The organism is Pseudomonas sp. NPDC089554 (genome assembly GCF_050280645.1).
Lineage (GTDB): Bacteria > Pseudomonadota > Gammaproteobacteria > Pseudomonadales > Pseudomonadaceae > Aquipseudomonas.
Map to the genome: position 1 here is coordinate 1 of NZ_JBNNVR010000075.1, position 21,044 is coordinate 21,044.

Annotated in this window: 18 protein-coding genes; 8 read left to right on the forward strand and 10 right to left on the reverse strand. The window is 64.8% G+C overall.

Annotated elements, in window-relative coordinates:
* Positions 1 to 174 precede the first annotated feature (174 nt).
* From ACQKPE_RS19740 to ACQKPE_RS19765, 6 genes are all read left to right on the forward strand, one after another.
* Complete coding sequence (locus ACQKPE_RS19740; RefSeq protein ID WP_427668299.1) at positions 175 to 1,092, forward strand: LysR family transcriptional regulator; 918 nt, start codon at positions 175 to 177, stop codon at positions 1,090 to 1,092.
* Positions 1,093 to 1,221: 129 nt separating this feature from the next.
* On the forward strand, positions 1,222 to 3,873 hold the full coding sequence (gene acnA / locus ACQKPE_RS19745) for an aconitate hydratase AcnA (RefSeq protein WP_427668300.1): 2,652 nt from the start codon (positions 1,222 to 1,224) through the stop codon (positions 3,871 to 3,873).
* 29 nt (positions 3,874 to 3,902) lie between these two features.
* Entirely contained in the window at positions 3,903 to 4,955 is a 1,053-nt protein-coding gene (locus tag ACQKPE_RS19750) for a lactonase family protein (RefSeq protein ID WP_427668322.1), read from the forward strand.
* A 57-nt stretch (positions 4,956 to 5,012) separates the two neighbouring features.
* Positions 5,013 to 5,723, forward strand: a complete 711-nt coding sequence (locus ACQKPE_RS19755; protein WP_427668301.1) for a transporter substrate-binding domain-containing protein — start codon at positions 5,013 to 5,015, stop codon at positions 5,721 to 5,723.
* Positions 5,724 to 5,770: 47 nt separating this feature from the next.
* A complete protein-coding gene (locus tag ACQKPE_RS19760; protein WP_427668302.1) occupies positions 5,771 to 7,414 on the forward strand; it encodes an acetolactate synthase large subunit in 1,644 nt (547 codons plus the stop codon).
* A gap of 88 nt (positions 7,415 to 7,502) precedes the next feature.
* Positions 7,503 to 8,057: a UPF0149 family protein gene (locus tag ACQKPE_RS19765; protein ID WP_427668303.1), complete on the forward strand. Its 555-nt coding sequence runs from the start codon at positions 7,503 to 7,505 to the stop codon at positions 8,055 to 8,057.
* Between the two features lie 145 nt (positions 8,058 to 8,202).
* Here ACQKPE_RS19765 and ACQKPE_RS19770 read toward each other — a convergent pair whose 3' ends face one another.
* The 3 genes from ACQKPE_RS19770 to ACQKPE_RS19780 form a co-directional block, all read right to left on the reverse strand.
* Positions 8,203 to 10,548: a TonB-dependent siderophore receptor gene (locus ACQKPE_RS19770; RefSeq protein WP_427668304.1), complete on the reverse strand. Its 2,346-nt coding sequence runs from the start codon at positions 10,546 to 10,548 to the stop codon at positions 8,203 to 8,205.
* 76 nt (positions 10,549 to 10,624) lie between these two features.
* Positions 10,625 to 11,572, reverse strand: a complete 948-nt coding sequence (locus ACQKPE_RS19775; RefSeq protein ID WP_427668305.1) for a FecR domain-containing protein — start codon at positions 11,570 to 11,572, stop codon at positions 10,625 to 10,627.
* Positions 11,569 to 12,081, reverse strand: coding sequence for a sigma-70 family RNA polymerase sigma factor (locus ACQKPE_RS19780; RefSeq protein ID WP_427668306.1), 513 nt, complete (start codon positions 12,079 to 12,081; stop codon positions 11,569 to 11,571). The genes ACQKPE_RS19775 and ACQKPE_RS19780 overlap by 4 nt, the downstream gene beginning before the upstream one ends.
* Positions 12,082 to 12,270: 189 nt before the next feature.
* On the opposite strand from ACQKPE_RS19780, the gene ACQKPE_RS19785 reads away from it, so the two are divergent.
* Positions 12,271 to 12,903 carry a glutathione S-transferase family protein gene (locus ACQKPE_RS19785; RefSeq protein WP_427668307.1) on the forward strand — a complete coding sequence of 211 codons (633 nt, stop codon included), beginning with the start codon at positions 12,271 to 12,273 and terminating at the stop codon, positions 12,901 to 12,903.
* Positions 12,904 to 13,032: 129 nt separating this feature from the next.
* On the forward strand, positions 13,033 to 13,932 hold the full coding sequence (locus tag ACQKPE_RS19790) for a LysR family transcriptional regulator (protein WP_427668308.1): 900 nt from the start codon (positions 13,033 to 13,035) through the stop codon (positions 13,930 to 13,932).
* 126 nt (positions 13,933 to 14,058) lie between these two features.
* On the opposite strand, the gene ACQKPE_RS19795 is transcribed toward ACQKPE_RS19790, so the two are convergent.
* The 7 genes from ACQKPE_RS19795 to ACQKPE_RS19825 all read right to left on the reverse strand — a co-directional run bounded on the left by ACQKPE_RS19795 (position 14,059) and on the right by ACQKPE_RS19825 (position 20,955).
* Complete coding sequence (locus tag ACQKPE_RS19795) at positions 14,059 to 14,922, reverse strand: aldose 1-epimerase (RefSeq protein WP_427668309.1); 864 nt, start codon at positions 14,920 to 14,922, stop codon at positions 14,059 to 14,061.
* Between the two features lie 63 nt (positions 14,923 to 14,985).
* Positions 14,986 to 16,266: a TRAP transporter large permease gene (locus ACQKPE_RS19800; protein ID WP_427668310.1), complete on the reverse strand. Its 1,281-nt coding sequence runs from the start codon at positions 16,264 to 16,266 to the stop codon at positions 14,986 to 14,988.
* Positions 16,267 to 16,794 carry a TRAP transporter small permease gene (locus ACQKPE_RS19805; RefSeq protein ID WP_427668311.1) on the reverse strand — a complete coding sequence of 176 codons (528 nt, stop codon included), beginning with the start codon at positions 16,792 to 16,794 and terminating at the stop codon, positions 16,267 to 16,269.
* Between the two features lie 64 nt (positions 16,795 to 16,858).
* The gene (locus tag ACQKPE_RS19810; RefSeq protein ID WP_427668312.1) at positions 16,859 to 17,830 is read right to left on the reverse strand and encodes a TRAP transporter substrate-binding protein; all 972 of its coding nucleotides are present in this window, start codon (positions 17,828 to 17,830) and stop codon (positions 16,859 to 16,861) included.
* Between the two features lie 76 nt (positions 17,831 to 17,906).
* A complete protein-coding gene (locus ACQKPE_RS19815) occupies positions 17,907 to 18,779 on the reverse strand; it encodes a glucurono-1,5-lactonase (RefSeq protein WP_427668313.1) in 873 nt (290 codons plus the stop codon).
* Between the two features lie 26 nt (positions 18,780 to 18,805).
* Complete coding sequence (locus ACQKPE_RS19820) at positions 18,806 to 19,612, reverse strand: NAD-dependent epimerase/dehydratase family protein (protein ID WP_427668314.1); 807 nt, start codon at positions 19,610 to 19,612, stop codon at positions 18,806 to 18,808.
* Between the two features lie 101 nt (positions 19,613 to 19,713).
* The gene (locus ACQKPE_RS19825) at positions 19,714 to 20,955 is read right to left on the reverse strand and encodes an OprD family porin (protein ID WP_427668315.1); all 1,242 of its coding nucleotides are present in this window, start codon (positions 20,953 to 20,955) and stop codon (positions 19,714 to 19,716) included.
* Positions 20,956 to 21,044 lie beyond the last annotated feature (89 nt).

Genomic DNA, 21,044 nt, shown 5'->3' on the forward strand with positions numbered 1-21,044 from the left:
TGGTAGTGTGGGGTTTCCCCATGTGAGAGTAGGTCATCGTCAAGATTCATTTCGCAAAACCCCTATCTGCGCGAGCAGGTAGGGGTTTTGTCTTTGTACGCTCAAAAACAACGCTCCCTGATCGGGCTCTATCGCGGGACAAGCGCGGCCCTAAAGGATATCGTGCTCGTCCACATGCCCCTGGGAACACCCTCGCCCATGCGCTACGACCTCACCAGCCTGGATCTTTTCATCAGCGTCGCCCAGGAGCGCAACCTGACCCGTGCCGCCGCGCTCAAGCACCTGGCTGTTTCCGCCGTCAGCAAACGCATCAGCGAGCTGGAAGCACAGGCCGGCGCCCCTCTGCTGATCCGCAACGCTCGTGGTGTCGAGCTCACCCCCGCTGGGCAGTCATTGTTGTACTACGCCCGTCAGCTCAAGCAGACCATGACCCAACTGGACAACGAACTCAGCGAGTTCGCCTCGGGTGTGAAGGGTCACATTCGCATCCACGGCATCACCTCGGCACTGTCGCAGTTCTTGCCCCAAGATATGGCCGATTTCACCGCGCGCTATCCGCAGATTCGTTTCGACATCGAAGAACGCACTGGCGCTGCTGTGGTACGGGCAGTAACCGACGAGCATGCCGAGTTGGGTATCATTTCCTCGCAAACCCAGCCCCTGGGCTTGGAGACCCGCGTCTACCGTCATGACGAACTGGTACTGGTGGTGCCCGCCGAGCATGAACTGGCCAGTCGACGAGTTGCGTATTTCAGGGATGTGCTGCACCACGAGTTCGTCGGCCCGCACCTGGACAGTTCCCTGCACAACCTGCTCACCGAGGAAGCCGACAAGCACGGCCACCCGCTCAAGATGCGCATCCGCATCAGCAGCTTCGACAGCATGTGCCGCATGGTCGCCAACGGCCTAGGCCTGGCAGTACTGCCACGCAGCGCGGTCGCCCCCTATGTGCGCAGCCACCGCCTCAAGCGTGTGACCCTGAACGAGCAATGGGCGCAGCGCACCTTGCTATTGGTATTCAAGGCGTACGAGCTGGCTTCGCCGACCCTCAAGACCTTCATCGACCACCTACAGGCCCCGACGAAAAAGTAGCGTCCGAGCGTTCTCTATCGGAGAACGCTGCCATGGCCATTGGTCAATTTTCCTGGCTCGCTCCAGCCCCTAGCATGGCTCATCCCAGCGTCGCCGCTCGCGACGCGATGACCCTGACAAGAGCCGAGCATGACCGACCTGCTGAGCCCCCTGGAGATCGACCAGGCCCTTTTCGTCTACATCGACCTGAAAAAACTCCTCACGCCCAACCAGCTCCCGCGTATGCCCTATTCGCTGCGGATCCTCCTGGAGAACGTCGCCCGCTGTTCCCCCGAGGCGCTGGACGCCGTGCTGGCCCGTGCCGTTGGCCAGGGCCCGGACTGCGAGGTGCCATTCGTGCCCAATCGCCTGATGTTCCACGACACCACCTGCCTGCCCGCCCTGGCCGACTTCGCCGGCATGCGCGACGTGGTCGCCGAACTGGGCGGTGACCCCAGCGCGATGAATCCGCAGATCCCCGCCGTGCTGACCATCGACCACTCGGTGATCGTGGAGCGCTACGCCGAGCCCGACGCGGTGGCGCTCAACCTCGACATCGACTTTCGCCGCAATAGCGAGCGCTACCGCTTCATCAAGTGGGCGCAGAAAAGCTTGGACAACTTCGGCGTGATCCCGCCCGGTACCGGCATCATCCACCAGATGAACATGGAAGCCCTGGCCCAGGTCGTTTGGGAAAGCCGTAGCGCCGACGGCCAGCGTTTGCTGCACCCAGACGACATGGTCGCCACCGACAGCCACACCCCGATGATCAACGCCATTGGTGTACTGGGTTGGGGTGTCGGCGGCCTGGAAGGGCAGGCGGCAATGTTGGGCGAGCCAGTGCCGATCAGCTTTCCCCAGGTGATCGGCATTCGCGTCAGCAATGCCCTACGCCCCGGTGTTACCGCCACCGACCTGGCGTTGCACGTGGCCGAGACCCTGCGCCAGCGGGCGATGGTCGGTAAGTTCGTCGAGTTCACCGGCCCTGGCCTTTCGAGCCTCGGCTGGGCTGCTCGCGGCACGGTGGCGAACATGGCGCCCGAGTATGGCGCCACCGTGGTGTTCTTCCCCTTCGACGACCAGGCCCTGGACTACCTCAGGCTCAGTGGACGCTCGCCTACGCTTTGCCAGCAGGCGGCTACCTACCTGCATGCCCAGGGCCTGTATCGTCGCGATGAACTGCCGGAGCCTGAGTTCGACGAATTGATCGAACTGGACCTGGCCCTCATCGAACCCAGCGTCGCCGGCCCCTACCAACCGCATCAGCGCCAGCCCCTTTCACGTGCAGGCGCTTCGTTCAAAGAACAGGTGCTGGGCGGTGTGAACCTCGTCGATGACGGCTTTTTCGAGCCCCGCTTCGGTACCTCGATTCGACACGGTGCGGTGGTGCTGTCGGCGATCACCAGTTGCACCAATACCGCCAACCCCGCGCAGATGATCCAGGCCGGCCTGCTGGCCCGCAATGCCAGGCGCCTGGGGCTGCAGCGCAAGCCCTGGGTCAAGACCTCGTTGTCGCCTGGTTCGCGGGTGGTGGCCGACTACCTGGCCGAAGCCGACCTGCTGGTGGACTTCGCCGCCCTCGGCTTCGACCTGGCCGGCTTCGGCTGCATGACCTGCATCGGCAACTCCGGCAGCCTCGAAACGCAGGTACAGGCCTTTGCCGAGCAAGGCCTCAAGGGCGTGGCCGTGCTGTCCGGGAATCGCAACTTCGAAGGCCGGGTCAACCCCAAAGTGCCTGCCGGCTACCTCGCCTCGCCAGCCCTGTGCGTAGCCTACGCCATTGCCGGCAGCATCGAGGTGGACCTGACCCGCGAGCCCCTGGGCAGGGATGCCAGCGGCACGCCACGGCACCTGCACGAGTTGATGCCCGGCGACGAGGAGGTCGCGGCGCTGGTAGAGCGGGTCGTCAGGCCCGAGCACTTCCAGCAGCGATTGGCCAGCGTGTGGGACGGCACCCACCACTGGCAGGCGCTGTCCGCCGAAGGCAGTGTGCAGTTCCCCTGGGACCCGCGCTCGACCTACCTGCGCCGCCCGCAGTACCTTGCCGGCATTCAGGCAGAGCCCAAGGCCAGCCTGGCCATTCACGGCGCGCGGCCGCTGCTGGTACTGGGCGACAATGTCACCACCGACCATATCTCTCCAGCCGGTGCCATTCCTGCCAGCAGCCTGGCGGGGCAATGGCTGCTGGCTCATGGCGAAGACCCGCAGGACCTCAACCAGTACTCCACCCGGCGCAGCAACCATGAGGTCATGTTGCGCGGCGCCTTCACCAATGCATCGCTGCACAACCGCCTGCTCGGCAAGGTGCAACCGGGGAGCGGCGCCTGGGCGTGGAATGCCGACCGCAGCCAATGCTTGCCGCTGTACGAGGCGGCGCAAAGCTACGCTGGCACGCCGCTGGTGGTATTCGCCGGTATCAACTACGGCGCAGGCTCCAGCCGCGACTGGGCGGCCAAGGCCCAGGCCCTTTTGGGCGTACGTGCGGTAGTGGCGCGCAGCATCGAGCGCATCCACCGCGGCAACCTGATCGGCATGGGCGTGCTGCCGTTGGTATTCCCGGCAGGGCAGGGCGTGGAGGGCCTGCACCTCGAGGGCCACGAACGCTTCGACTTCTCTGGCCTCGATACCTTGCGGGTGGGTGACAACCGTATCGGCCTGCTGATTCACCGCGCCGATGGCCGCTGCGACCACGCCGAGCTGATTGCCCGGATCGATTCAACGCAGGAGATCCGCTATCTTGCCGATGGCGGTGTGTTGCCCTACGTGATCCGGAAAGTGGTCCGACGCACACGCGGCCAATGACCCCGTTCATGTCTGGGAGAACAGCGCAGATGTATGCCTATATCGGTTCGCGCACCACGCGTGAACGCAACGCCCGTGGCGACGGCATCACGGTCTGCCGGTTCGACCCGCAGGCCGGTACCCTGGTACCGCTGCAGGTACTGGGCGACCTGGTCAACCCGTCGTACCTGACCCTCAACCGCGCCGGTAACCGCCTCTACTGCTTGCATGGCGATGGCCACGAGGTCAGTGCCTTTCGTGTCGACCCGGCCGATGGCACCCTGGCCCTGCTCGACCGCCAGCCGTGCGGGGGCATCAACCCGGTGCACCTGGCGCTGGACCCGAGCGAACGCTTCCTGGTGGTGGCCAACCACATCAGCGGCACCCTGGCGGTGCTCGAGGTGGCGGCCGATGGGCGTCTGGGGGCAGTGCGTCAATTACTCGAGCTGCAAGGGCCGGTTGGGCCGCACCGCATCGAGCAGCCCTTCGCCAAGCCGCATTTCAACCTGTTCGATGCGACTGGGCGGTTCGTCCTGGTACCGGACAAAGGGCTGGACCGGATTTTCACCTTCCGCTTCGAGGACGGCCTGCTAAGCCCGGCCACGCAACCGTTCGTGGCCACTCGCCAAGGTGCAGGCCCGCGGCATGTGGCGCTGCACCCGCAGGCGCGGTTCGCCTACGTGGTCAACGAGCTGGATTCGACGGTCACTACCTACCGTTTCGATGCCTGCAGCGGGGCGCTGCAAGCCTTGCAGATACTGCCGTCGCTACCTTCGACCTATACCGGCGACAGCCGCGCGGCGGGGATCGAAGTCGATCGAGCGGGGCGCTTCGTGTACGTCTCCAACCGCGGAGATGACAGCATCGCAGTGTTTGCCATCGATGGGCAGAGCGGGGTGTTGAGCCTGGTCGAGTCGCAGGCTACGGGCGGGCGGACGCCGAGATTCTTTACCCTGACCCCGGACCAGCGGTTCCTGTTCGCGTTGAATGAAGACAGCGACAGCATCGTGGCGATGGCGGTCGACCCGCAATGCGGTCGTTTGAGCCCGACAGGCTTTGCGTTGTCCATCGGTAGCCCGGTGTGCCTGGTGTTTTCAGGCTGAATGATGTGTTGTTCTTAGCGGCCCCGTAGTGGGCAGGCAACTTGATGGAGACCCCCAATGAGCGCTCTCGCCGAACTGGCCCCCAACGGCGTGTTGCACGCCGCCATCAACCTCGGTAACCCCATCCTCGCCCAGCGCGGCGTGGATGGCGAGCCGCAGGGCGTGTCGGTCGCCCTGGCCAAGGCCCTGGCCGAAGAACTCGGCGTGCCCTTGCAGATGCACACCTACGACGCCGCCGGCAAGGTCTTCGCCGCCCTGGAGCAGGGTGCCTGGACGCTGGCGTTCCTGGCCATCGACCCGCTGCGTGAAGCGCAGATCGCCTTCAGCGAACCCTACGTGCTGATCGAAGGCACCTACCTGGTCCGCCAGGACGCACCCTTCCAGCACGTCGACGACCTCGACCAGCCCGGCCTGCGCCTGGCGGTCGGCAAGGGCGCGGCCTACGACCTGTACCTGAGCCGCACCCTGCAGCACGCACAGCTGCAACGTGCCGACACCTCGGCCGGTGCCGTCGATCTGTTCCTCGAAGAAAGCCTCGACGCCGCCGCCGGTGTGCGCCAGCCTTTGCAGAAGGTGGCCGACGCCGACCCGCGCTACCGTGTGCTCGGCGGCGCCTTCACCGCCATCCGCCAAGCCATGGCGGTGCCGCGAGGGTGCGACAATGCGGCCGTTTATGTGCGTGACTTTATCGAGCGTTGCCTGCGTCAAGGCTTTGTTCGGGGGGCATTGCTTGCCTCTGGACAAACCGATGTCAGTGCACCGCGCTGACCACCCATGGATGCATTGGCGTCCTATCACGTGAGGTAACTAGCAAGATGGCCAAGGCCGCCGATGTCGTTGTGCAATGCCTGGAAAACGAAGGTGTCGAGTATGTGTTCGGCATCCCCGGCGAGGAGAACCTCGACCTGCTGGAGTCCCTGCGCAAGTCGAAGATCAAGCTGGTGCTCACCCGTCACGAGCAATCCGCAGGCTTCATGGCCGCCACCTATGGCCGCCTCACCGGCAAAACCGGCGTCAGCCTGTCGACCCTGGGCCCCGGTGCCACCAACCTGGTGACTGCCAGTGCCTACGCCTACCTCGGCGGCATGCCGATGATGATGATCACCGGCCAGAAGCCGATCAAGAAGTCCAAGCAGGGCCGTTTCCAGATCATCGATGTGTGCGGGATGATGGACCCCATCACCAAGTACACCCACCAGTTCGCCTCGGCCGACAACATCCCCTCGCGCATGCGCGAAGCGTTCCGCCTGGCTGAAGAAGAAAAGCCCGGCGCGGTGCACCTGGAGCTGCCGGAAGACATCGCCGCCGAGCAGACCGACAGCATGCCGATCCCGCCGAGCCTGCATCGCCGCCCGCTGGCCGAGCACGTGGCCATCGAGGCTGCCATCGGCAAGCTGCGCAACGCCCGCAGCCCTATCCTGGTGATCGGCGCCGGCGCCAACCGCAAGATGACCGCCAAGGTCCTCAAGCAACTGATCGACCAAACCGGCATCCCATTCGTCACCACCCAGCTGGGCAAGGGTGTGGTCGACGAACGCAACCCGCGCTTCCTGGGCAACGCTGCGCTGTCGTCGGGCGACTTCGTGCACCGCGCGGTCGAAGCTGCCGACCTGATCGTCAACATCGGCCACGACGTGATCGAGAAGCCGCCGTTCTTCATGGTGCGTGGCGGCACCGAAGTCATCCACATCAACTTCCGCTCCGCCGAAGTCGATGCCGTGTACTTCCCGCAGATCGAAGTGATCGGCGACATCGCCAACGCCGTGTGGCAGATCGCCGAAGGCCTGGGCGACACCTCGCACTGGGACTTCACCCGCCTGCTGGCGATTCGCGAAGCCAACGAAGCGCAGATCGCCGAAGGCAAGGACGACAACCGCTTCCCGGTCTACCCGCAGCGCCTGGTCGCCGATGTGCGCCGTGCCCTGCCGTCCGAAGGCATCGTCGCCCTGGACAACGGCATCTACAAGATCTGGTTCGCCCGCAACTACAAGGCCCACAAGCCCAACACCGTGCTGCTGGACAACGCGTTGGCGACCATGGGCGCAGGCTTGCCCTCGGCCATGGCCGCGCACCTGGTATACCCCGACCGCCCAGTGATTTCCGTGTGTGGCGACGGCGGCTTCATGATGAACAGCCAGGAGCTGGAAACCGCCGTGCGCCTGAAGATGCACGTCACCGTGGTGATCCTGCGTGACGACGGCTACGGCATGATCCGCTGGAAGCAGGCCAACATGGGCTTCACCGATTTCGGCCTGGACTACGGCAACCCGGACTTCGTCAAGTACGCCGAAGCCTATGGTGCCAATGGCCACCGTGTGGACAGCGCCGAAGGCCTGCTGCCGTTGCTGGAGCACTGCATCAAGACCCCAGGCGTACACGTGATCGACTGCCCGGTCGACTACAGCGAGAACGATCGCATTCTCAACGTCGAGCTGCGTGAGCGCGCACTGGCCGTGTAACGGGTGACGAGGTCATCGCGGGCCCGCCCCGCGATGACCTTGCCTATGCTAGGGTGCACGCCTATTCGCCTTACCAGGACGCTCCCCCATGCTCCCTTCGCTCAGCGAAAAAGAACTCGCCCGCCTCGAAGACCTGCTCATCACCTACGGCAACGATTACTCCGTCCTCAACCTGGCCGAACTCAACGGTTTCTTCACCGCCCTGGCCAGCTCGCCGACCCCCGTCCTGCCTGAAACCTGGCTGCCCACTGTCGCTGGCGGCAAGGTACCCAAGTTCAAGAAGCCCGCCCACGAAGAAGCCTACACCGCGCTGATGCTGCGCTATGCACACCAGGTGGCCGAGGCGCTGGACGAGCACTTGGACACCTTCGAGCCGTTGTTCGAGGAAAGCGAAGGCGAACAAGGCACCGCGATCATCCTCGAGGAATGGTGCTTCGGCTACATGCGCGCTACCCAAGTCGCTGAGTGGGCTGAGCTGCCGCCCGAACAGGAACAACTGCTCAAGGCCATCTCGCTGCATGGCCTGGAAGACAACTACGAGCTGCTCGACTCGATGAGCTTCGACGAGCTCCAGGCCTGCGTACCCCAGGTGGTTGAGGCCGCACGTGGCCTCTACCGCTACCAGAAGCTGTCGCGCCACTAAGCCCTAGGGTCTGTCTGAAATATGCCTGCACTCGTCCATACTGCGTTGAAACGGGGCTCGGAATGCTCATGTACTACAGTACACTGCGCTTCCTCGCCCCGTTTCGCCTTGTCTGGCCTTCGCGCAGACACATTTCAGACAGACCCTAGAACCCGGCGCTGAGGGTCGCCACCAGCGCCATGGGTTCGCCCGGGTAGTTGCCGGCACTGGAGATGGTTTCGACGTAGCCCTTGTCCAGCACATTGCGAGCGTTCAGCGACACCCGCACATGTTCGTCGATGTCGTAGAACACGCTCATGTCCAGGCGCCCATAGCCACTGGCGCTATAGCTGTTGGCCAGGTCGCCGTAGCGCTTGCCGGCGAAGAACACCCCGGCGCCGAAGCCCAGCCCCTGCAATGCGCCGTCCTGCAACTGGTAGGTGGACCACAGCGAGCCGCTGACCACCGGCACGCCTTCCAGGCGGTTGCCTTCCTCAAGACGCGTGTCCTTGACCAGCTTGGCATCCAGCACGGCGATATTGCCGATCACATTCCAGCCATCAGCGATTTCGCCGCTGACGTCCAGCTCCACGCCGCGTACCCGCTGCTCGCCGGTCTGGATCGAATAGGCGTTGTCCAGTGGGTCGCTGGTCGACAGGTTCTCGCGGCGAATCTCGAAGGCCGACAAGGTTGCCGACAGCCGATCGGGAATCAGTTCGTACTTGGCGCCCACCTCGTATTGCTCGCCGGTTTCCGGGTCGAGCACGGTGCCGTCGCGGGTCAGGCGGCTTTGCGGGGCGAACGAGGTGCTGTAGCTGACGTACAGCGCCAGGCGCTCGGTGGGCTGGTAGACCAGCCCGGCACGCGGCGAGGTGTCGGACGGGTCGATGTCGACATCGTTGTAGCTGCCGGTGGCGGTGTAGTTGCGGTTGCGCTGGGTGACCTGGTCCCAGCGTACGCCCAGCAGCAGCTTCCACTGCTCGTTCAGGTCGATCTGGTCTTGCAGGTAGACGCCATAGCTTTCCTGGTCGAAGCGCGAGTCCTCACCGAAGCTGAATGGCCCCGGCTGGGCGCCGTGCACCGGGTTCCAGATATCCAGCGAAGCCACGCTGGCCCGCAGCATGGTCACGCTGCGCTTGCCCTTGACCGTCTCGACTCCTGCCAGCACCTGGTGGCCCAGGCCGCCGGTGGTGAAGCGGGCGATGGCCTCGAACTGGGCGCTGAGCGAGCGCTGTTCTTCGTCGAAGTCGGTGGCCCGGCGCACCAGGGTGCGGCCATCGGCCTGCAAGGTGCGCTGGGAGATGTTGAGCATGTATTTGTTGGAATGGTCCCAGCGTGTCACCTGGCGCAGGGTCAGCCAGTCGTTCAGGTCGTGCTCCAGCTTGAACCAGGCGGCGGTTTTGTCGCTGTCGCTGTGCGACCAGGGTTCTTCGAGGAACACCTTGTAGCGCTTGTCGACCCGGTCGCCGATCACTTGCAGGCCACGGTCGTACTGGGCGTCGGTTTCGGTGTATTCCAGGCCCATGTCCAGGCGGGTGGCGTCGTTGGGTGCCCAGGACAGCGACGGGGCGATGTAGCGGCGGTGGCTGTCGCGGTAATGGTCGCGGAAATTGCCCTCGGTCTGGTAGGCCATGGCCAGGCTGCCGGCCAGGCCATGTTCGGCGGAGAGTGGCCCGCCGATCCACGCCTGGCTGCGGCGCAGGTCGAAGTCGCCGCCCTGCACCTTGACCTGCGCTTCCGGTACCAGGGTCGGGCGCCGTGTGACCACGTTGATCAGCCCGCCCGGGTTGCCACGGCCATAGAGCACCGAGGCCGGGCCCTTGAGCACCTCGATGCGCTCGACGCCGGCCAGGTCGGTGAGGATTTCCGGGCGCACGCTCAGCGAGTTGGTCAGCACCCCGTCGATGGCATAGGTGGTGCCCTGAAAGCCCCGCACGATAAAGCTCTCCACGCTGCCGCCATGGGTGTTGCCGCGCTGGATGCTGCTGACGTTGCTCAGCGCATCGGCCATGCTGGTGGCCTGCTGGTCCTCGAGCACCTGGCGCGGTACCACCTGGATCGACTGCGGAATATCGCGCAGCGCCGCGTCGGTCTTGGTGCCGACCGTACTGTGCGAGGCCTTGTAGCCATACAGCGGGCCGATGGCCGACGGGCGCACATCGTGCAGGCCGTTGATGTTGGTCGAGTCCAGTTGCAGCGCTGAACTGCTCGGCTTGGGTCGCAGGGTATAGGTGTTGCCGGTCTGCGGCACGGCCTCCAGGGTAGTGCCGCGCAGCAACTGCTCGAAGCCATGGGCGGTGCCTACGTCACCTTGCAGGCCGGGGCTTTGCAGGCCGCCTACCATGGCCGGGTCCAGCGGCAGGTTGACCCCGGCCTGGGCTGCGAATTCGGCCAGCGCCTGGCTCAGCGGGCCAGGGGGAATCTGGTAGTGACGTGGGTCCTCGGCCCACGCCAGGGGCGTGGAGACCAGGCTGGCGAGCAGGGCGAGGCGAAAGGGGGCGAGTGTGCGCATGAGGGCTTCCTGGCAACGTTGTGAGACGATTTCAGGAAGAGGACACGCGAGCTGGTTAAAACACGACACGGTTTTTTCAGGCCCCGGCGTTGGCCGGTACCAGCGTCACCCAATAAGGGGTGACATAGCGCACACGCACCGGGAAGGCCATCGCCAGGGCAGCCAGCGCGGCGTCGGTGTCGTTCAGCTGGTAGGTGCCGGAAACCCGCAGCCCGGCCACCTCTGGCGCGCAGCGGGTCCAGCCATGGCGGTAGCGGGCCAGCTCGTCGATCAGCTCGCCCAAGGGCATGCGCTCTACCCGCAGCACGCCGTCCAGCCAACCGGCGTTGGCGGGCGCGGCCACCGCCTGGGACACCCCCTTGGCATCGACGCTCGCCTGGCCGCCCGCGTCGATAGTCAGCGTCTGCCCGCCGGGCGAGGTAGCCGCTACCTTGCCTTCGAATACCTGGAGCAGGTCGGACGCGGGGTACTGGCGCACGCTGAAGCGCGTGCCGAGCGGCTGGAAGGTGCCCCACTTCGACTGTACCCGCAGTGGGCGAGGGTCGACGCCGGTGCTCAGGTACAACTCACCCCGGCGCAAGGTTACCCGGCGTTCGTTGGCCGTGAAGTGGATGTCCACGCAGGTGTCGGTGTTCAGGTGCAGCGTGCTGCCGTCCTCGAGGGTCAATTGCCGGCGCTCGCCGACCCCGGTGCGCACATCGGCCAGCAGCCCGTCCCAGGTACCGGTGCGTTGCAGCGTCACGCCCAGTGAGCCCAGTACCACCAAGGACGTGAGCGTCTTGAGCGTCGCCCGTCGGCCAAGTGCGGCGGGGTGTTGCAAGGCACTGCGTGCGACTTCGGGGGGAATCGCCTTTACCTGCGCGCTGAACTGCGCCGCCAGTTGCCAGGCGCGCTCATGGTCGGCGTGTGCTGCGCGCCACGCAGCGCACGCCTGGTGGGCGGGGGCCGAGTCGTCCTGTTGCAGGCGCAGGAACCACTGGGCGGCCTGGCGGGCGATGGGGCGGGGGATGGGCGCGGCGTTCATGCCCAGCCCTCCGAGGCCAGCACGATGCATTCCTCGAAGGCCTGCACCAGCCAACGCTGGACCGACCGCACGCTCACACCCATGTCCTGGGCGATCTGCTCCTGGCTCAGGCCTTCGAGCTGTGACATCAGGAACGCCCGGCGTACCTTGCCCGGCAGGTTGGCCAGCACCCGGTCGACCGCATTCAGCGTTTCCAGCACCGCAGCCTGGTGTTCGGCACTCGGGGCTTCATCTTCCGGCTGAAGGGCCAGTGCCTCCAGGTAGGCGCGCTCCAGCGAGCGACGTCGATACAGGTTGAGCAGCAGGCGCCGGGCGATGGTCGCCAGGTAGGCGCGCGGCTCGCGCAGGTCGCTGGGCGGGGCGTGGGTGAGCAGGCGCACGAAGGTGTCCTGGCTCAGGTCGGCGGCATCGCAGCGGTCGCTTACCCGGCGCAACAGCCAACCCTGCAGCCAGGTGTGATGGCTGCGGTAGAGCTCCTGCACAGGGGGGCGATCCGCGGATGGGGGCATGGTCGAGGGCAAGCAAGTGAGAATGGGTTGCATTCTAAAAGGGTAAGCACTTGCGGGGCAATCCATGAATCTCGTCGAGCGAGGCATTATTTCCCATTGCGAAATTATGGATTGCTGCCCGTGCGGATTCTGTTGCCGGGGGAATGGGCGCAGCATGTAGTCACACCCAACCTCACCCGGAGAAATGCCATGACCCAGCCAATCAAGTTCTACGACTTCCCTAAATCCGGCCACGCCCATCGTGCCGAGCTGATGCTGTCGCTGCTGAACCTGCCGACCGAGAACATCTTCGTCAACCTGGGCAAGGGCGAGCACAAGACCGAGCAATTCCTCAAGCTCAACCCCTTCGGCCAAGTGCCGGTGATCGATGACAACGGCACCGTCATCGCCGACTCCAACTCGATCCTGGTGTACCTGGCGAAAAAATACGACACCACCGGCAAGTGGCTGCCCAAGGACCCAGCCGGCGAAGCGCGCGTCCAGCGCTGGCTGTCGGTCGCCGCAGGCCCGCTGGCCTTCGGCCCGGCCGCCGCGCGTCTGGTCACGGTGTTCGGCTACTCGTTCGACACCGATGAAGTCATCACCCGTGCCCACGCCCTGCTCAAGGTGATGGATGCCGAATTGGCCAAGAGCAAGTTCCTGGCCGGTGACGAACCGACCATTGCCGATGTCGCCAACTACTCCTACACCGCCCACGCGCCGGAAGGCAACGTGTCGCTGGAAGGCTACCCGAACGTGCGGGCGTGGCTGGCGCGTATCGAGGCGCTGCCGGGTTTCGTTGGCATGCCTCGCACCGTGATCGGCCTGCAAACCACTGCCTGACCGACAGCCCGCGCCACGTCAACCGCGTGGCGCGGGCTTCGCTTTCTCGAACCCTGCGCAAAAGCCTACTCATTGCCCATGACTGCTGGAATAATCCCTGCTTCTCCTACACCGTCAGCGAGGCAGGGCATGGACCAGATTCACCTGATGAAGGTGTTCGTCGCCGTGGGCGAACTGGAAAGCTTCGCCGCCGCCTCGCGTCGGCTGGGTATCTCGCCTGCGGCGGTGACCCGTGCGGTCACAGCGCTGGAGGAGCGCCTGGGGGTCAAGCTGCTGCTGCGCACCACCCGCAGCGTGCGCCTGACCGAAGCGGGCGGGCGCTACCTGGATGACAGCCGCCATATCCTCACCAGCCTTACCGAAGCCAACGAAGCTGCAGCTGGCGTCAACGCCACGCCCAAGGGCAACCTTGCGGTGACCGCACCGGTGCTGTTCGGCAAGTTCTACGTGATGCCGTGCATCGCCGATTACCTCAAGACTTTCCCTGATGTGGACGTGACCGCGTACTTTCTCGACCGCGTGGTGAATGTGGTGGAAGAGGGCATGGACGTGGCGGTGCGCATCGGTCACTTGCCGGATTCGGGCCTCAAGGCCATCGGCGTCGGCAAGGTACGGCGGATGATCTGCGCCTCGCCCGAATACCTGGCGCGCCATGGCGTGCCGCAGCGCCCGGGCGATTTGTCGGAGCACGTGATCATTGCTGCGAACAACCTGTCGCCGCTGGCTGACTGGCGCTTCAGTACCTCGGGCGAGCCTACCAGCCTGCGCCTCAAGCCCAGGCTGTCGGTGACCAGCAACGATGCTGCGATTACCGCCGCTCGCGAGGGCCTGGGTATCGTTCGGCAGATGTCCTATCAAGTGGCCGAGGATGTCGCAAACGGCACCTTGAAGGTGCTGCTCGACGAGTTCGAGGAAGCCCCGTGGCCGATCCATGTGCTGCACCGTGAGAGCAAGTATGGCTCGACCAAGGTACGCACCTTCATCGACCGGTTGGTCGAGCACTTGCGTGCGCACCAGCATTTGAACTGATGCCCTTGCTGTGTATGGCCAGGGCTTTGCCCTGGTTCGCGGGCAAGCCCGCTCCTACAGGTATTGCGCAAACCCTGTAGGAGCGGGCTTGCCCGCGAACACCGGCTACGCCGGTGCCATTCACTATCACTCCGGCAGGTAACGCATCTGCCACCCTAGGCTCACCTCGTCCCCCTCCTGCAACAAGCGCAACCCCGGCCGCCCCGGCAGATGATGGGCATTGACCGGGTGGCTGACCGGCTCGAAGCAGAAAAACGGCTTGTCGAGCGGGCAATACAGCAGGAACAGCCCGGCGCCTTGGGCCTGGCACGCCAGGCGATAGCCCGGTTGCTCGATCACGCAGTCCCCCGTCCAGCCGTCGAAGGCGTGGTCGACTAGCGTAGCGGGCAATGCAGCTAGCGTATCGAAGCACCAGTCTTGAGGAATATCAGCCTGCCGCGTGGGCAGCTGCCCCGGCTCACCCAGCCATACCTGGCCAGCCACAGCTTGCAGGCGTGTGCCGGGGTAGCGGGGGAAATACGGGTGCAGCCCCAGGCCATGCCAGCTGGGTTTCGCATCGCGGTGGGTGATGTGCAGGTCCAGGCTCAGGCAACCCTCTTGCAGTTGCACATCCAGCGTGGCCTGGTAGGCGAAAGGTATTTCACTCTCGAGCACCAGGCGCGCCCGCCGCTCGCTGTGATGGGCCACCTGCCAGGGTTGTTGCCAGGCCGTGCCGTGGATCGGGTAGGGGTCCTGCTCGGTGTTCGGGTGCAGCGCCTGCCAGCCATCGGGCCGGGCGAAGCCGCCCTCGGCAATGCGGTTGGACCACGGGGCCAAGGGGTAGCACGCCAGCATGCGCGGCCCGGCGCTGGCCAAGGTTGCCGTGTCCGAGGGCCGCAGCAGGGGCTCATCGTTGGCCTTCACTCGCCAGTTCACCAGGCTGGCGCCCAGGGTGGGCGCAAGGGTCAGGTGGGTCAGGCGGTCTTGCAGGTGCAGCAACGGTACGTTCATCCAGGGCTCCCGGTGGGGATGGTCGGCAGGGAGCAGGCGGGCCTGGGCGGCCCGCCTGTCGCGTTACAGCACCACGCTTGGCAGCCAGAGGGAGATGGCCGGGATGTAGGTCACGGCCATCAGCACCATGAACAGCGCCAGGTAGAACGGCAGCAGCGCCTTCACCGTGGCCTCGATACTCACCTTGCCGATGGCAGAGCCGACGAACAACACCGCCCCCACCGGTGGCGTGATCAAGCCGATGCCCAGGTTCACCAGCATGATCATGCCGAAGTGCACCGGGTCTACGCCGATACCGGTGATCACCGGCAGCAGGATGGGCGTGAGGATCAGGATCAACGGCGCCATGTCCATCACCGTGCCCAGCAACAGCAGCATGAAGTTGATGCACATCAGGATCACGTAGCGGTTGTCCGACAGGGTCAGGAACGCCGTGGTGATCTTCGAGGGAATCTGCATCAGGGTCATGACGTAGCCGAAGCTGGCGGCGAAGCCGATCAGGATCATCACGATCGAGATGGTCCGCACCGTGCGGTGCATCAGCTTGGGCAGGTCGCGCCACTTGTAGTCGCGGTAGATGAACATGGTCACGAAGAACGACCACACCACCGCCACGGCCGCCGACTCGGTGGCGGTGAACACCCCCGAGAGAATGCCGCCGAGGATGATGACCATGGCCATCAGGCCCCACAGCGCTTCACCGGCGATCTTCAGCGCCTGGCGCAGCGGAATCACCTCGCCCTTGGGGTAGTTGCGCTTCTTCGCGAAGATCAGGCACAGGCCCATCATCACCGCGCTCAGCAGCAGCCCCGGCATCACGCCGGCCATGAACAGCGAGGCGATCGACACCGTGCCGCCGGCCGCCAGCGAGTACAGCACCGAGTTGTGGCTGGGCGGGGTGAGCAGCGCCTGCACCGAGCCGCTGACGGTCACCGCTGTGGAGAAGTCGCGGGGGTAGCCCTTGCGCTCCATTTCCGGAATCAGCACCGAACCCACCGACGCGGTGTCGGCCACCGACGAGCCGGAGATGGCGCCGAAGAAGGTCGAGGCGGTGATGTTCACCAGCGACAGGCCGCCGCGCACGAAACCCACCAGCACCCCGGCGAAGGCCACCAGCCGTCGTGACATGCCGCCCTCGGCCATGATCGCGCCGGCCAGCACGAAGAACGGAATGGCCAGCAGCGAGAACTTGTTCACCCCGCTGGCCACCTGGATCATCATCGCCTGCAACGGGATGTCGATCCACCAGGCGCCGATCAGCGCGGCCAGGCCCAGGGCGTAGGCCACCGGCATGCCCAGCAGGATGAGCAGGATGAAACTGCCCAGAAGAATGAAAGCATCCATTTAGACGGCCCCCTCGCTTTCTTCCACCAGGTCGAAGCGCACCACCTTGCGGTTGCTTTGATCGCCGAAGAAGAGTTTTTCCAATACGAAGATCAAGGTCAGCAAGCCGCCCAGCGGGATCGGCGCATAGGTCATGCCCACGCGCATGCCCGGCAACGAGGCGAGGTACTGGTTCCAGGTGGTGATGCACAGCTTGGTGCCGTACCAGGTCATGAATACGCACACCAGCACCATCAACAGTTGCACCAGCACCGCCACCAAGGCGCGGGTGGCTGGCGGCATGCGGTCGGTGACCATCGCCACCGCCATGTGCGCCCCGGCGCGGTAGCTGGCGGCGGCACCGACGAAGGTGAACACCACCATCAACAGGATGGCCACCGGCTCCGGCCAGCTGGAGCCGGTACCCAGTACGTAACGGGCGAAGATGCCCCAGGGAATGATCAGCGACATGGTCAGGATCGACAGGCCGGCGATCCAGATACAGGCGCGGTAAAGCGTGTCGTTCACACGCAGGAAGAACGTTTTCATAGGGCACCACCAAGTCGGCAGGGCGGTGGCTACCGCGCTGCCGAGGTCGTCTGGAAAGGGTGGGTCACTGCACCGCGTCGATGCGCTTCATCAGGTCGGCGTATTGCGCGCCGTACTTCTCGCGCACAGGGGCGGTGGCGTCATAGAACGGCTTCTTGTCGACGGCGATGAACTCGACGCCGGCGGCCTTGAGCTTCTCTTCGCTGGCGGCGGACTTGGCGTCCCACAGTTCGCGCTCTTCCATCTGCGCCTCGCGGGCGACCTTCTTCACCAGCGCCTGCTGCTCGGGGGTGAGCTTGTTCCAGGTGGTCTTGGACATCACCACCGGCTCCGGCAGGATCAAGTGCCCGGTGAGGGTGTAGTACTTGGCGTTCTGGTAGTGGTTGTGCTCGAGCAGGGTCGGCGGGTTGTTCTCGGCGCCGTCGATCACTCCGGTTTGCAAGGCACTGAAGATCTCGCCGGTGTCCATGGCGATGCCGTTGCCACCCATGGCGTTCATCATGTCGATGAACAGCGGGTTGCCTTGCACGCGAATCTTCATGCCCTTGAGGTCTTCCAGGCTGCGCACCGGCTTCTTGGTGTAGATGCTGCGCGAGCCGCCATCCATCCAGGCCAGGGCCACCAGGTTGAACTCGGAGTTGGTGATCTTGTCGAGGATCTCCTGGCCGATCTCGCCATCGATGACCTTGCGCATGTGTTCGTGGTCGCGGAACACGAAGGGCATGTTGAACACGTTCACATCCGGTACCACCGGGCCGACGATGCCTAGGCTCACGCGGGCCATTTGCACGGCGCCGATCTGCGCCTGCTCGATCACTTCCTTCTCCGAGCCGAGCACGCCGCCGGCGAACATCTTGAAGGTGATTTCGCCGTTGCTTTCTTTCTCGAGTTTCTTGCCCATGTTCTGCTCGGCCACCACGGTCGGGTAGCCGGCCGGGTGGATGTCGGCGAACTTGATGTCTAGTGCCCAGGCGCTGGTGGAGAGGGAGGCGGCGAGCGGGAGTACGGCAAGGAGCAGCTTGCGTTTGAAGGTCATGATGAAACTCCGTGTTTTTTATTATCCGGTTTCTGTCGTAACGCGTTTTCAGGTTCAGGTATCGGGCAGTTGGGGGTTAGCCCCGGTAGGCGGGTTCCTCCAGACCTTTGACCCCAGGGTCCAGGGCGAACACGCCACCGGCCAGGGGCTGGTCGCTCAGGTCGCCTGCGGGGCGAATCGAGGTGACGAACAAGGTGTCGAGGTTGGCGCCACCGAAGGCGCACATCGAAGGCTTCTTCACCGGCACCGGCAGCGAGCGGTCCAGGCGGCCGTCCGGGGTGAAGCGGTGCACCAGGCCTGCATCGTTGCCGCAGATCCAGTAGCAGCCGTCCTGGTCGATGGCGGCGCCGTCGGGGCGGCCGGGCAGGGCGTGCATGTCGACGAACAGCCGGCGGTTGTGCGGGGTGCCGCTGTCGGTGTCGTAGTCGAATACCCAGATGGTCTGCACGTCCGGGTGTGAGTCCGACAGGTACATGCGCGTGCCGTCCGGGCTGAAGGCCAGGCCGTTGGGCACGATCAAATCCTCCAGTACCAAGTGCAACTGGCCTTCGCGGTCATGCCGGTACAGCGCGCCTACCGGGGCGCCCTGGGCCATGTCCAGCAGCATGCTGCCGGCCCAGAAGCGGCCCTGGCGGTCGCAGCGCCCGTCGTTGAAACGCATGCCTTCGCGGGCGTGTTCAACGGGGCTGAGCAGTTGGCTGGCGAGGGTGCCGTCGGCCTGGGGGGCCAGCTGGAAAATACCGCTCTGCATGCCCGCCACCCAGCCCTGCTGGGTGCGGGCGATGCAGGCGAGCATCTCGTCGCCTTGCCACGTCTGGTGCGTGCCAGCCTGCCAGCGATGCAGCTGGCGCGCGGGAATGTCGACCCAATAAAGGGCCTGCTCGACGGGGTGCCACACCGGGCTTTCGCCCGTGCCGTTGCGTGCGTCGACGATCAGTTCACACTGCATGTGCGAGTGCCTCCTTGGCGATGCGGTCAGTCGAACGGGCCAGCGGCGACGAAGGCGCCTCCCTGGTAGACCATGCTCGGGTCGTCGGCAGCGGGTGCGGGCTTGGCCTCCACCTGCGCGCGAAACACCTCGGAGCTGTCCTTGGGCACATAGCCCAGGTGTTCGGCGTAGCGGTTGTCCCACCACACCGTGCGGTTGTCCGAGGCGCCGTAGACCACGGTGTGGCCCACGTCGGGGGTGAACAGGCTGCGTTCGATCAGCTGGGTGAGGTCGTCGTAGCTCAGCCAGGTGCAGAGCATGCGCGGGTTCTGCGGCTCGGGGAACGACGAGCCGATGCGCAGGCTGACGGTCTCGATGCCGTAGCGGTCGAAGTAGAAGCTGGCGACATCCTCGCCGTAGCACTTCGACAGGCCGTAGTAGCCGTCTGGGCGGCGCAGGGCGTGGGCGTCGATGCGCTCGTCCTGGCGGTAGAAGCCGATCACGTGATTGGAGCTGGCGAACACCACGCGCTTCACGCCGTGCTTGCGCGCTGCCTCGTAGATGTGGAACACGCCACAGATGTTGGCGCCGAGGATATCTTCGAAGCTGTGCTCGGTGGACACGCCGCCGAAATGCACAATGGCGTCCACGCCCTCGACAAGGGCGTGAACCTGGGCCTTGTCGGCCAGGTCGCAGGTGATGACTTCTTCATGAGGCCCGATGGCAGGTGCCATGGGGCTGATGTCGGAAAGGCGCAGCACTTCGGCGCAGCCTGTGAGGCGTTCGCGAAGCACCTTGCCAAGACCGCCTGCGGCTCCGGTGAGCAGCAGGCGCTTGTAGGGCGTGGTAGTCATAGTCCGGCTCTTTGATTGTTGGAATTGTTGTATGTTGTCATATGACCGTGCGCGATTATCGACAGCGGTTCTGGCGCTTGTCAATGGCGAATCGGCACGCTCTACAGGATCGACAGCGGGTAGTTGACGATCAGTCGGTTCTCGTCGAATTCGTTGTTGCTGAAGTCACGGCGGATGCTCGAATTGCGCCAGCGGATGCCCAGGTTCTTGAACGGCCCGCCCTGGATCACGTAGGCCAGCTCCGACTCGCGCACCCATTCCTTGCCATCGCTGACCGCGCCGCTGTGGATGTCACGGCCGCTGATGTAGCGGTTCATCATGGTCAGCCCGGGAATGCCCAGGGTGACGAAGTTGAAGTCGTGGCGCAGTTGCCAGGAGCGTTCGTTGGCGTTGTCGAAACTGGCGTTGTAGGCGTCGTTGGCCAGGGTGCCGCCGCTGGTGCCGTTGACGCGCATCCAGGTGTCGCCACTGACCTTTTGCAGGCCTACGTAGAAGGTGTGGCCCAGGTAGCGTGCCGAGAACATCCCGGAGTAGGTTTTGTTGTCGAGCTTGCCGGCCCGTTCGGCGCCGTCTTCCTCGCCTTGGAAGTAGCCCAGGTTGGCACCCAGGGTCCAGTTGCCAACAGGCTGGCTGTGGCTCAGTTGCAGGTACTGCTGCTGGTAGACGTCCTTCAGCTCGGCATTCCACAGCCCGAGCAGCGTGCGGTTGTCGTTGAACTTGTATTCGCCACCGACGAAGTTGAAGCGGTCCGACAGCGCGCCGGCATAGCTCATGTCGTCCATGCTCGCGTCATTGCGTGGGCTATTGGCGCGGAACTGGCCGCCGTACAGGGTCAGCCCATTGATCTCGTTGGAGGTCACCTGGCCGCCGCGCAAGGTCTGCGGCAGCGAGCGGCCATCGTCCGAGCGCAGGATCGGCAGCACTGGCATCCATTCGCCGATCTTCAATTCAGTCTTCGAGATGCGCCCCTTGCCCGCCACCGCCAAGCGCCCGTAGTCATCGGCGGGGCGACCGTCGTCGTGGCGCGGCAGCAACGCCGTGCCGTAGGTGCCGCCACCGCCATCGAGCTTGACCGACCACAGCCCCAGCACGTCCACGCCGAAGCCTATCGGCCCCTGGGTAAAGCCCGAGCGGGCGTCGAGGATGAAGCTTTGCGTCCATTCCTCGGCCTTGCTCTGCGGGTTGGCCGGGTTGGTGAAGTTGCGGTTGATGTAGAAGTTGCGCAGGCCCAGGGTGGCCTTGGCATCTTCGACGAAGCCCTCGGCCAGGCCGCTGGCCGGCAGGCCACCGAACAGGCCGGCGCCCAACAGTGCGAAAGGGAAGGTTCTTTGGCAGATGGTCATTATTGTTGTGCTCCGCAAAAGGTGTGGCAGCCCATCTGCCGGGCGCGTGCAAGCGTCCTGCGACAGGGGCAAGTGGGTTGCAGGCCGGA